An 11,679-nucleotide genomic window follows, 5' to 3' on the forward strand; every position below is an offset into this window, starting at 1 on the left:
AGGCGCCGTTCAGAGTTGCGCCCTGGAAGGCCGCGCTTCGCCCCATTCGGCGTCCGTTGGCGTGTTCAGGTCGCGGTCGAGGGTTTCGGGCAACGAGTAAGTGGCCAGAAACGACACCAGCATGGTGACGGCCATATAGATCGCCACGGGAATCCAGGAATTGCCGTACCAAGCCAGCAGGGAGGCGCACAGCAGCGGGGCGATGCCGCCGCCGATGATCGACGAGAACTCCCGCCCCAGCGTCACGCCGGCATAGCGGTAGCGGCTGCCGAAGATCTCGGGGAAAAAGCTCATATGCACGCCGGTCACTCCCTGGGCCGCAACCATATAGCCGAACACGATGATGGCGGTGATCAGGACCGGCGAACCGGTGTTGAGACCGGGGAAGACGATGAATGGCGTAACGACGAGGATCCCTGTCAGCGCGAGCGTCATCCGGCGGCGTCCGAAACGATCGGACAGGCTGCCCGTCAGGAAGGCCGCGAAGGATGCGGCGATGGCAGCGGCAAGCTGGACCGGCGGGACGAAGTGCGTATCGACCCCCACCACATTGATCAGATAGGAGATCATAAAGACCTGATAGGTGTAGGACTGGGTCGACACGCCCCAGTTCATCAGGATGACCTTGATGACGCTCTTCTTTCCATGCTTTGCAACGACCCTGAGCGGAGCCTGGTTCCGGACGTCCACCTTCTTCTTCAGCTCCGTGAACACGGGGCTTTCGGCGAGCTTCAGCCGGATGACGAAAGCGGCGATGGTGACGAGGATGCTGCTCCAGAAGATCGCGCGCCATCCCCAGCTCATCAGCATGTCGTCGGGAAGGCGCTGCACGCCGATCCAGGCGATGGCCCCCAGCGCCGTGCCGAAGGCCGCACCCACCATGATCAGCGACGACAGCCGGCCACGCTGGCCGAGGGGTGCAGTTTCAGTCAGCAGCGTGGCGCCTCCCGACTGTTCGGCACCCGCCCCGAAGCCCTGGAAGAAGCGGCAGAGGACCAGCAGCAGCGGTGCCCAGATGCCCGCCGTCTCGTAGGTCGGCAGGCAGCCGATGGCGAAGGTCGCCCCGCCCATCAGGAACAGGGTGGTGACCAGCACCCATTTGCGGCCAAACTTCTCGCCGTAATGCGAGAAGAAGAGGCCGCCGAGCGGCCGGGCGAGAAAGCCGATGGCGTAGGCACCGAAGGCGGCGATGATGCCGGCCGCCGGAGAGATGGTCGGGAAGAACAGCTTGCTGAAGATCAGGGCGGAGGCCGTGCCGTAGATCACGAAATCGTAATTTTCGAGCATCGTGCCGATGAGACCCGCCAGTGCAGCCCGACGGACATTCTTGGCATCGGCAGGGGCATCGGCGGCAGCGTCGGCCCGGGCTATCTGTTCGGTTTCGGCGATGGAGCTGGATATCTGAGACATGTCCTGCTTCCTTCATCAACCACCACAGCGGTGGATCAATGAGCGCGCGGCCTGGGCCGCGCGATGATGGGGGCGCCGGGGGATGGACAAGCCGGCCGGTACGGCGCCAGCGGTTGGGCACGCCCGGGCTTGCCGTTGCGGAAGCCCGCGATGGTGTCAGCCGGCGTTCAGCGGGGACTGACCAGATTGCGCAACGGCTCTTCCGCCTTCAGCCGGGAAATGTTCGCGGCGACCTCGCGCACGCGGCCCTGGAAGGTCTGGGTGGTGACGCCGGAGACATGCGGCGTCATCAGGATATTGTCGAGCGTGTCGAAGGGCAGCGGCGCCGGCCGGGCGTGGGCGCCGCCGTTCGGATACTGATACCACACGTCGATGACGGCACCGCCGATGCGGCGTTCCTTCAGCGCACCGTAAAGCGCCTCGGGGTCGACCAGCGGGCCGCGGCTGACATTGACCAGCAATGCATCGGGCTTCATCGCCGCAAGCTGCGCCCTGCCGATGAGGTGGCGGGTTTCCGGCAACAGCGGAAGGCACAGCACCACGATATCGCTCTCCGCGAGCAGGCGGTCGAGACCGTCGGTGCCGGCGACCCAGCTCAACCCCTCCCCTTCGGCCCTCGCCGGCCGCGAGGTGACCGCGACACCAGAAGCGCCGAATGCCCGCATCAACTGCCAGACACGCGATCCGATGTGGCCGTACCCGACGATGCCGACGATGGCTCCGGCCAGCGAGCTCAATTGAGAGCGCTGCGATTCATAGACTGAGGAATCCCAATGCCCCCGGCGCAGTTCGCGGTCCTGCTGCAAGAACTGGCGGCGCATGACGACGCTGGTCGCCGCAACATATTCGGCGATCGAGCATTCGTGGCAGAAGGTATTGGCACAGAGGACGCCATCGGGCAGCGCCTTGCCGTCGATGCCGTCATAGCCGGCGCCGCCGACATGGACCAGCCGAAGGGAATCGGCGGCGGCCCCCATCCTGGCCGTGAAGCGCGGCCCGACGAAGACATGGGCACCCGGCAGGTCAGCCGCCACCGCCGCCTCGTCGAAGGCAGGATGCCAGGACACGGCGGTGCCTGCAGGAAGCTGCGCTTCCATCAATGCACGGTGGGGCATGAAGTTGGCGTCGGCGACGACCACGCGGAGGGGGGACCCGGGCGGAGCGGCACCGCCGCTGGCCTGCGATTTTCCCTTGGGCATAGCACTCATGATTCCCCCTCGAGATTATTTCCACCGGATTCCGTGGCGACCAGGCGCCGCGGTCAGCGGAATGGATTGATAGACCGAGTCCGATGCCCTGTTCCGGTCTGCTCACACCACGGATGCTTCCTATCGTGGGCGGCAGCATAAGATCACTCATGCCGCCCTCATCCTGGCGGTCCCCGCCGGACCAAGAGCCCGGACATTGGGCAATTGGTTTATTGGTCTTTTGATCCATTGGATAGTGCAACGGGCAAGGGCGTGTCAATCGCATAACGCTGGATGCACAAAATGTTTTGTCGGCGTGCGACCGACGGTCGCAGGATGGCTTGATTGCAGGCCGTTGGGGTATCGCAGACGTAATCCGATGCCTTGCCCTCCCCCTCCTCGCCGTCGCCGGAACACTCGCGCATCACATGCCGTCCGCTTGCAGCGACACAGTCAAGCCTTTGATATTTTTACCTATTGATCCAGGCAAGGCCGGCGTGCCGGCAATCGTCGGTGCCATGTGCCATCGGCACGGGCATCAAAACTGAACACGTCATGTTGACATGCCCACACAACCAGCTTATCAATATTACCAGAAAACCAATTGACCAATTGGTCCTTTTTGCCGATTTCCGCCGCCGCCGGTGTCGAGCGGCTCAGACGCTACCCGACACATCCACCGGCTGGACAATCGGACTGCCCCTACACGATACGAGGCGCGATGGCGCGCCGTTGCCTTCCAGGAGAGACCAGATGCGCGGTTGCGTTCTGCATGGACAAAAGGACCTTCGCCTTGAGACGCTCGACGAGCCGGCCCTGAAGCCGGGAGAGGTCCGCGTCAGGATCGCCGCTGGTGGCATCTGCGGGTCGGATCTCCATTATTTCTTCGAAGGCCGGGTCGGCGATTTCAACGTCCGGGAGCCGATGGTCCTGGGCCACGAGATCAGCGGCGATGTCGTCGAGGTCGGCCCCGACGTCACCCGGACCAGGATCGGCGACCGCGTCGCCGTCAACCCCGGCAAGCCGTGCCGGACCTGCCCGCATTGCCTGGGCGGCCGGGAAAATCTCTGTGCCAACATGATCTTCTTCGGCAGCGCCGCGCGCTTCCCGCATGTCCAGGGCGCCTTCCGCGAAACGCTGGTGGTGCGCGATTTCCAATGCTTTCCTGTGCCGGCCGACACGCCGCATACCAATCTGGTCTTCGCCGAACCCTTCGCCGTCGCCCTGCACGCGGTGGCGCAGGCCGGCAGCCTGCTCGGACGACGCGTGCTGATCACCGGTGCCGGGCCGATCGGCTGCCTGATCGCCGTCGCCGCGCGCCGGGCGGGGGCCGAACACGTCACCATCACCGACCTGTCCGACAAGCCGCTGGAGATCGCCGCCCGAATCGGCGCCCACGAAACGGTCAACGTCCTCGCCGACAGCGAAACCCCCAGCCGCTGGCAGGCCGACCGCGGCTGCTTCGACGTCTGCTTCGAAGCGTCCGGCAGTGCCAAGGCGGTAGAGACCTGCGTGCTCAGCACCCGTCCGGGCGGTGCCGTGGTCCAGGTCGGCATGCTAGCGCCCGGCCTTACCCCGATCCCGCTCAACCGCCTGCTCGCTAAGGAAGTGACGTTCAAGACCTCCTTCCGCTTCCATGAGGAATTCGCCTGGGCGGTGTCCGCCCTGACCACCGGCGGCGTCGACCTGTCGCCGCTGGCCACGGCACAGTTCCCGTTCGAGGCGGCGGCCGACGCGTTCGCCGCGGCACACGACCGCAACAGCAACATGAAAGTGCAGATCGTCTTCTGATCCGGCGACGCCGTGCCGCGGCACGGCGCATCCCCGCCTCCGGTGGGACCGCCCCGATCGGGCAGTCCACCCATCCATTGCGAGCGCTCCATGAAAATCACGCAGTTGGAAACACTGAGGACGGACGAGTTCTCCAACGTCGTCTGGGTCCGCGTCCACACCGATGCCGGCATCGTCGGCCTCGGCGAGACCTTCTACGGCGCCGGCGCGGTCGAGGCGCACATCCATGACGTCCTGGCCGCCCGCCTGCTCGGAATGGACCCGTTGCGCATCGAGGCCCATGCCCGCGAGTTGGTGAACCTGCCGATGGCGCAGTCCTCGACCGGCGCCGAATACCGCGCCGCGTCGGCCATCGACCTCGCATTGTGGGACATTCTCGGCAAGGTCTGCGGCCAGCCGGTGCACCAGATGCTGGGCGGGCTCTGCCACGACCGGGTGCCGGTCTACAACACCTGCGCCGGCTACGGCTATGTGCGCTCCAACAAGATCAAGCCGGTCGACACCTGGAACCTGGGCTCAAGTGAGGGACCGTACGAGGATCTGAACGGCTTCATGACCGATGCCGGCCGGCTGGCGGAAAGCCTGCTGGAGCAAGGCATCACCGGCATGAAGATCTGGCCGTTCGATCCGGCCGCCATCGCCAACGACGGCCGTTTCATCACCGCCGAGCAGATGAAGCGCGCCGTCGAACCGTTCGAGAAGATCCGCAAGGCGGTGGGTGACCGCATGCAGATCATGGTCGAATTCCACTGCCTGTGGAACCTGCCGACCGTCAAGAAGATCGCCCGCGTCCTCGAAGACTACGATCCCACCTGGTACGAGGATCCGATCCGCATGAACTCGGTCAATGCGCTGACCGAGCTGGCCACCTCGACCAGCGTGCCGATCTGCGCCTCGGAAACGCTGGGATCGCGCTTCCCCTACAAGGACATGCTGGAAGCCGGCGCCATCGGCGTGGTGATGACCGATCTGGTGTGGACCGGCGGCCTCACCGAGGGCCGCAAGATCGCCTCGCTCGCCGACACCTACCATCGCCCCTACGCCCCGCACGACTGCACCGGCCCGGTCGCCTATGTCGCCGCGGTCCACTCCTCGCTGTCGACCCCGAACACGCTGATCCAGGAGTCGGTGAGGGCCTTCTACACCGGCTGGTACACCGAAATCGTCACCGAGGTGCCCCGCATCATCGACGGCCATGTCCTGCCGATGGAAGGACCGGGGCTCGGCACCGAACTGCTGCCGGCCGTCTTTGAGCGTCCCGATCTGCGGGTTCGCCGCACAAGCCTCTAACCGGAAGAAGCCACCATGACGACCATGTTCGATCTGAGCGGAAAAACCGCCCTCGTCACCGGATCGGCCCGCGGGCTGGGCAACACCATCGCCGAAGGGCTGGCCGAGGCCGGTGCTGCGATCATCCTCAGCGACATCAACCCCGATTCCCTTGCCGATGCTGCGGCCAGGGCGCGCGACAAGGGCTATGCCGTCCATGAATCCGCCTTCGACGTGACGGACGAGAACGCCGTAGCGAAGGCCTTCGCCCGGTTCGACGAGCAGGGGATTTCCGTCGACATCCTGGTCAACAACGCCGGCATCCAGATCCGAAGCCCGCTGGTCGATTTCCCGGTGGACGACTTCCGCAAGGTCGTCGACACCAACCTGACCAGCGCGTTCGTCGTCGGGCGCGAAGCCGGCCGCCGCATGGTGGCGCGGCGCGCGGGCAAGATCATCAACATCGGCTCCCTGACCAGCGAGCAGGCGCGGGTCACCGTGGCACCCTATGCCGCCGCCAAGGGCGGCATCCGCCTCCTCACGAAATCGATGACGGCGGAATGGGCGGAGTTCAACGTCCAGATCAACGCCATCGGTCCGGGCTACATCGTCACTGAAATGAACAAGCCCCTGATCGAGAACGAGGAGTTCGACGGCTGGGTGAAGAAGCGCACACCTGCCCGCCGCTGGGGCAATCCGGCGGATCTGGTCGGCACTGCGGTGTTCCTCGCCTCGTCGGCTTCCGATTTCGTCAACGGGCAGCTAATCTTCGTCGATGGCGGCTTCATGGCCATCTACTGATCTCTCGACCTCCCGTCCCCGCCGGGCGGCGATGCCGGGCGGGGACGTCGCCGAACCGCTGGCGCCGGCACCTCTGACCGAGCACGTAACCTTCTCCCGCCCGACGCGGTTATCCGATGGAAGCAACGCATCTCCGGCAGGGCATGCGATTGACTCGGCAGCCAAGGATGCCTAAAGGATTGGAGCGACGGTAAACCAGCGAACCAGTTCGGTGATCGGAGAGTGGCATGGATGATCCTGATTACGATGTCTCCCGCCACTTTCAAAAGATCAAGATCCGGCGTCCGCCCGACATCATCATCGAGCAGATCAGCGATCTGATCGCCCGCCGGATCATCAAGGCCGGCCAGAAGCTGCCGGCCGAAAGGGTGCTTGCGGAGCGTTTCGACGTCAGCCGCGGCACGGTGCGCGAGGCTTTGCGCCGCCTGGAGTTTTTCGGGATCGTCCGCACGTCGCCGCAGAGCGGAACGGTGGTGGAAAATCTCAGCGAGCATGTGCTGATCGGCCTCATCAGCAACATCCTGAACGCCGGCGACACCAGCCCGGAGATGCTGATCGAGGTGCGTGGCGCGCTGGAGGCATTGTCCGCCCGGCTGGCGACCGAACGTGCCCATGCTGGACAGATCGCTGAAATCCGCAAGGCCCAGCAACGCATGCGCGAGCAGGCCGAGGCCAACGCCTACACGCTGGAAGAAGATCTGCTGTTTCACCTGAAGGTGGCCGAAGCGACCAACAACAACCTCCTCCGGTCGTTGATCGCCCTGATGGGCCCCGACGTGCTGCGCTTCTCGCATCAGCATGCCACCTACAAGGACGGCCGCATGCATGCTGCGGCCAACGAGCATGATGCGATCATCGCGGCCATCGAAAGCGGTCAGCCCGACGAAGCCGAAAAGCTGATGAAGCAGCATATCGATAAGTCCTACGAGCATTACCGCCGTGACGGAAATACCGACGCCCCGCCGGAGGACGGCGATGCGGAGTCCGAGAAGCCGGTTCGCAAGCGGCGCTCCAACAGGCTGCCGAAAGACACCCTTACCGGCACGGGGCGGTTGTGATCCGCTTGCCTTTTATGGTGGTCAGACGAGGTCACGGAGATGCGCGTCCGGCAGCCGTATCAGGGCGCGATGTTTAGCTACGGGTCGGTGGAGGAGCGGATTCCGGCCAAGCATCCGCTGCGGGCGATCCGGGGCGATGGTCGATGAGGCGATGTGGTCCCCGTTTCCCGGACAGTCGGACAAGCTTGGTTCGGCCAGGACGCAGGACGGCCCCGATGCCGGGAAAACGGACACGGTAGTCGGCGGAGTTCAAGGTGAAGGCGGGGCTGGAGGCAATCCGGGGCGGTCTGACGGTGATGGGTCTACCTGCACGCCTTCGAAACCGGCAGTGAAGCCAAGGCCCGGATTGGGCGCCGGATCGATCATTACAACGCCGACCATTCGCGTTCGGCGCTCGACGGCACAACCCCGGACGAGGCCTATCAGGGCCCCTCGGATCAGATCGGGTTGGCGGCATAATTGTTTGGTTGCGGAACGTTGTTGGGAGATCGAGCGGACTTTCGGGTGGATGACCTGCTGGAGACGCCTGGTTCGAGATTATGAAGCTCGGATCGATGTCTCCGGCGGCATGATACAGCTCGCCATGGCAAGCCTCCTACTTCGACGAGTCTGCCACTGAAGCGGTTGTCAAACGGGTTCTAAGGGCAATCACTCGCCCGACAAGCACAGCAAGGCAAAATTTTCTCGCCCATGAAGCCGAATGAAGTTGATTATGGGGCAAAATCAACCAGGATTTAATATTTATGACGCCAACACAGCCATCGACGGCCCATCAACGCACAGGTTCTCCCAGGCTCAGCATAAGACGGTTGGCCCAAGCGAAGATCGCAACTGCCAGGATCAGGTCGAGAATCTCACCATCCTCCAACCCAGCCTGACGTAGCGCCGCGACGTCCTCCATTGTCAGGGCGGTGGGGGTCACGGTCAGACGAGCGGAGGCACGCGCAATGGCCTGTTCGCGCGGGTCGTCCAGACCGGCGATCCCCCGCGTGAACAGCGCGTCGATCAACTCCCTGCGTCCGGTCAGTTCAACGAACCGGCGGGCATGGACCGACGCGCAATAGACGCAGCCGTTCAGCACCGACTCAACGGCGGTCGCCAGTTCGCGCTCCGCCCGCGGCAGGCCGCGTGGGGCGTACATGATGCCGTTGAACAGCGGCGTGCGATGGAGGAGCGCCTCCGGCTCGTGCGCCAGCACCAGCGAATAGGCGCCGATTGCAATATTGGACGGCGTCACTGCCAACGCCACGCGCTGCTCCTCGCTGGCCTCCTCAAGCGCCACCGGGGCAAGCCAGGGCTTCCAGTCCAGGAGGTCGATGGTGAAACCGATCGCCGGATCGGCCGGAACGGGTGCCGCGAACGCCAGATCGGCTTGCGACTGGTCCTCACCTCCCGCCTCTAGCGCTTGCAGTCCGGCCAGCAAGCGGGCCTGATAATTCACAAGTGCGATCAACTGCGACAGCGCGACGATGCCGTGGGCGTCCAGCCCTGCATCCTCCAACACACGCAGATGCTCCGGCCGGGAATCGCGTGGCGAAAGCGTGACGCGCTCGGCGTGGGCGATCAGGGCCGGGCGGGCAACGGCGCCAACGGCAAGCCTGCGGTAATGGGCGGCAAGTGCCTCGTTTCTGGCCAGCGTGGCAATGCGCTCCGCCACCGCGGCACGCTCGGCGGCGGGAAACAGACCGGGCCGCCCCGGCGACAGCAGGGCGTCGTGCGCCGCTTGGGTGCGGGAGCGCACTTCCGCTCGGCGGGCGCGCAACGCCAGCAGAGGGGAGGCATCGGACAGGCCGGCCAGCCGGTCGATCAAGTCGGGCGCTACGTGAGCGATATCACCGACGGCGTCGATGGTGGTTGCGCTCATCAGAAACCCTCCGCTTCGGTCCATTCGTCGCCCAGCAGTTCCGGCGTCTTGAACTCGATCAGCCGCTGCCAGTGATGATCGTAATCCTCGGTGAACAGGGCGGCAGTGAGGCTGTCGGCCAGTCGCTCCGCGCCGGCGCTGATGCCGGGGATGTCGCCGGTCACCTTGCCGTGGCTCAGCACCGCGGCATAGTTGAAGGCATGGACGCGGTTCAGCCAGGGGGCCTCGCCCGGATTGCGTTCCAGGAACTCGAAATCGGGGCCGAGATACGGGTGCAGGGCGAATTCGCTGCCTTCATGGCCCGGCAGGACATAGCGGTCACGCCACAGCAGGGTGTAGCGGGCGATCTCCGCCAGTTCCGGCCGCTGCGCCCAGTCGACGGAAAAGCCGGTGGCGAGGATGACGTGGTCGACCGTCACCGTTCCGCGTCCGGTGCGCAGCACCAGCCGGTCGCCCTCCACCTCCGCCGCCTCGACGGGGCAGTTGGTGAGAAGCGAGAAGTTGGCGTGGCGCGAGCAGCGCAGCATCGAGTTGTGCGGCGCCGGGACGCCGGTGTCGGCGATGTACTGGTTGTAGGCCCAGCGCCGCTCGTCCGACAGGGTATGGAAACCCAGAACGATGCCGGGATGGCCGGCGCCCAGACTCTTGTTGATGCGCGGCAGTTCAGCCCGGCGGATCAGCATGTAGACCTTGGCGGCCCCGGTCTCCAGTGCCTCCGCCGCGTTGTCCACGGCGCCGGCACCGGCACCGAGCACCGCGACGGTCTTGCCCTTCAGCGCCGCGAAATCGATGGCCTCATGGGCATGGCTCCAGAAGCGCTTGTCCACCGCCTGCCAGAAGGCGGGGACGAAGGGACCACCCAGCCCGTCGCGCCCATTGGCCAGGATCACCCGGCGCGCCCGCACCCGCTGCCGCCCCTCAGGACCGGCGAGGTCGAGGGAAACACCGTCCGCATCGCCGGTGATCGCGGTCAAGGTGGTGTCGTTCTGCACCGACGCGCCGGTGACGCGGCGGTACCAGGTCAGGTAATCGAGCCATTGCAGGCGCGGGATGCGGTGCAGAACCTCCCAGGCGGTGCGGCCGAATTGTGCCTCGTACCAGGCGCGGAAGGTCAGGTTGGCGAAGCCCAGCGCCGGCCCGGTCAGCGTCTTGGGCGACCGCAGCGTCTCCATGCGGGCATAGGTCGCCCACGGCCCCTCGCGGCCGGCGGGCGCCCGGTCGAACAGCCGGATGTTGGAGATGCCGACCTTGCGCAGGGCGAAGGCGGCGGTCAGCCCGGCCATGCCTGCCCCGACGATGGCGATGTCGAGAACGCCCTCTCGCGCCGGTACCCAGTCGGCCGGCGGCAGGGTGAGCACATCGAGATCGCGGGCGAGCCGCGCCTCCAGCTCCTCCAGGGAACGGGGGCCGGGGTCTGCAACGGTGGAACTGTCCTTGGTCATCGTCAATCGGGTCCTGTCGGTATTGCGGTGTCAGGCGGCCTGGGCACCGCCCAATAGGCGTCGCGGATCTGCGGGTCGCGGGCGAGGTCGGCGGCAGGGCCGGACAGCACGATGCGGCCGGTCTGCAGCACATAGCCGCGATGGGCGATCTGCAGGGCGAGGCTGGCGTTCTGTTCCACCATGAAAATGCTGACGCCCTGCCGGTTGATGGTCTGGATCATCTCCAGCACGCGGTCGACATGCAAGGGCGACAGGCCCATCGTCGGCTCGTCCATCACGATCAGCCGGGGACGGCCCATCAGGGCGCGGGCCATCGCCACCATCTGCTGTTCGCCGCCAGACAGGGTGCCGGCCTGCTGGGAATGGCGTTCGCGCAGCTTGGGGAACAGGTCGAGGATGCTCTCGTAATCCTCCGCCACCTCGTGCGCGTCGCTGCGGGTGTAGGCGCCCATCAGCACATTCTCGCGCACCGTCATGGTGCCGAACAAGCGGCGGGATTCGGGCACGGAGCCGATGCCGCGCCGGACGATCTGCGGCGTAGTCAAACCGGTCAGCGGCTGCCCGTCGAAGACCACCTGCCCGGAGCGCGGCTTCAGCAGCCCCAGGATGATTTTCATCGAGGTGGATTTGCCGCTGGCGTTGCCGCCCAGCAAGCAGACGATCTGCCCGCGCGGCACCTCCAGCGAAAGGTCGGGAGCAGTCGGAGCCGGCGGCCTGGACGACCTCGCCCCCCGCCACGACTACGAACGCTACGAGACCTAGCATTACAGTTGCGCTTTTGTACGGTGGGCTTGGCAGGCGAGCGCTTGATGGCATCGCCTCCACGCCGACCATGCGATGACGGTTGCGGGTTCGAT

10 protein-coding genes and 2 pseudogenes are annotated in these 11,679 nt (G+C 65.4%); 7 read left to right on the forward strand and 5 right to left on the reverse strand.

Annotated elements, in window-relative coordinates:
* Nucleotides 1-9: 9 nt before the first annotated feature.
* Together J2850_RS26870 and J2850_RS26875 are read right to left on the reverse strand one after the other, a co-directional pair.
* Entirely contained in the window at nucleotides 10-1,410 is a 1,401-nt protein-coding gene (locus J2850_RS26870) for an MFS transporter (protein ID WP_209989040.1), read from the reverse strand.
* Between the two features lie 167 nt (nucleotides 1,411-1,577).
* A complete protein-coding gene (locus tag J2850_RS26875) occupies nucleotides 1,578-2,618 on the reverse strand; it encodes a 2-hydroxyacid dehydrogenase (RefSeq protein ID WP_209989042.1) in 1,041 nt (346 codons plus the stop codon).
* A 732-nt stretch (nucleotides 2,619-3,350) separates the two neighbouring features.
* Between J2850_RS26875 and J2850_RS26880 the strand changes: the two genes are divergently transcribed.
* The 6 genes and pseudogenes from J2850_RS26880 to J2850_RS26900 all read left to right on the forward strand — a co-directional run.
* The gene (locus J2850_RS26880; RefSeq protein ID WP_209989045.1) at nucleotides 3,351-4,388 is read left to right on the forward strand and encodes an L-idonate 5-dehydrogenase; all 1,038 of its coding nucleotides are present in this window, start codon (nucleotides 3,351-3,353) and stop codon (nucleotides 4,386-4,388) included.
* Between the two features lie 90 nt (nucleotides 4,389-4,478).
* Entirely contained in the window at nucleotides 4,479-5,678 is a 1,200-nt protein-coding gene (locus J2850_RS26885) for a mandelate racemase/muconate lactonizing enzyme family protein (protein WP_209989048.1), read from the forward strand.
* 15 nt (nucleotides 5,679-5,693) lie between these two features.
* A complete protein-coding gene (locus tag J2850_RS26890; RefSeq protein ID WP_209989051.1) occupies nucleotides 5,694-6,458 on the forward strand; it encodes an SDR family oxidoreductase in 765 nt (254 codons plus the stop codon).
* 227 nt (nucleotides 6,459-6,685) lie between these two features.
* Nucleotides 6,686-7,516: a FadR/GntR family transcriptional regulator gene (locus tag J2850_RS26895; protein WP_209989055.1), complete on the forward strand. Its 831-nt coding sequence runs from the start codon at nucleotides 6,686-6,688 to the stop codon at nucleotides 7,514-7,516.
* Between the two features lie 300 nt (nucleotides 7,517-7,816).
* A pseudogene (locus J2850_RS31885) lies at nucleotides 7,817-7,975 on the forward strand (IS3 family transposase); the annotation flags it as partial.
* Nucleotides 7,976-7,982: 7 nt separating this feature from the next.
* Nucleotides 7,983-8,135, forward strand: a pseudogene (locus tag J2850_RS26900) (IS5-like element ISRso1 family transposase); the annotation flags it as partial.
* Between the two features lie 153 nt (nucleotides 8,136-8,288).
* Here the strand turns inward: J2850_RS26900 and J2850_RS26905 are convergent.
* Genes J2850_RS26905 through J2850_RS26915 form a run of 3 tightly spaced genes read right to left on the reverse strand, consistent with a single transcriptional unit; the run spans nucleotide 8,289 to nucleotide 11,499 of the window.
* Nucleotides 8,289-9,380 carry a CMD domain-containing protein gene (locus J2850_RS26905; RefSeq protein WP_209989058.1) on the reverse strand — a complete coding sequence of 364 codons (1,092 nt, stop codon included), beginning with the start codon at nucleotides 9,378-9,380 and terminating at the stop codon, nucleotides 8,289-8,291.
* The gene (locus J2850_RS26910) at nucleotides 9,380-10,822 is read right to left on the reverse strand and encodes an NAD(P)-binding domain-containing protein (protein ID WP_209989061.1); all 1,443 of its coding nucleotides are present in this window, start codon (nucleotides 10,820-10,822) and stop codon (nucleotides 9,380-9,382) included. The genes J2850_RS26905 and J2850_RS26910 overlap by 1 nt, the downstream gene beginning before the upstream one ends.
* Nucleotides 10,823-10,824: 2 nt before the next feature.
* Nucleotides 10,825-11,499 carry an ABC transporter ATP-binding protein gene (locus J2850_RS26915; protein WP_307354549.1) on the reverse strand — a complete coding sequence of 225 codons (675 nt, stop codon included), beginning with the start codon at nucleotides 11,497-11,499 and terminating at the stop codon, nucleotides 10,825-10,827.
* On the opposite strand from J2850_RS26915, the gene J2850_RS26920 reads away from it, so the two are divergent.
* On the forward strand, nucleotides 11,429-11,584 hold the full coding sequence (locus J2850_RS26920; RefSeq protein WP_209989064.1) for a hypothetical protein: 156 nt from the start codon (nucleotides 11,429-11,431) through the stop codon (nucleotides 11,582-11,584). The genes J2850_RS26915 and J2850_RS26920 overlap by 71 nt on opposite strands.
* Nucleotides 11,585-11,679 lie beyond the last annotated feature (95 nt).

Source organism: Azospirillum picis (assembly GCF_017876115.1).
GTDB lineage: Bacteria > Pseudomonadota > Alphaproteobacteria > Azospirillales > Azospirillaceae > Azospirillum > Azospirillum picis.